Annotated in this window: 1 protein-coding gene; it reads left to right on the top strand. The window is 61.2% G+C overall.

All coding sequences use genetic code 11. The annotated features are described in order from the left end of the window. On the top strand, positions 1-221 hold a 221-nt coding region (locus tag V0R37_RS22030), incomplete at its 5' end, for a UPF0149 family protein (protein WP_420376546.1). Between the last annotated feature and the right edge of the window lie 57 nt (positions 222-278).

The raw sequence follows: 278 nt of genomic DNA, 5'->3' as shown, positions 1-278 counted from the left end.
CCGATGACACGCTGCGAGAGCGCTGGTCGCAGACCCTGCGTGAGGCCATCGAAGACCTGGCGGGGCTGAGTCAGATCGAAACCGATATCGACGATAGCCCGGACAACGAGAACGATCTGTTTGCCCTGACCGAGCACGCACGGATGGCGGCCATGCTGCTGTATACCGAGCAGCACCCGGGCCAGCCCCAGGTCGAGCAGGTCGACGCCCCCGTCCACTGATATCTGACTGTTCTTCAGGATATGCAAGGAGCCACTATGTTGCCTGAGCTATTGCCG

Origin of the sequence: Pollutimonas rozaliensis (genome assembly GCF_048751585.1) — a bacterium.
Lineage (GTDB): Bacteria > Pseudomonadota > Gammaproteobacteria > Burkholderiales > Burkholderiaceae_B.
Note: the sequence above shows the minus strand (reverse complement) of the source record. Positions and strands in the feature narration are given on the sequence as shown.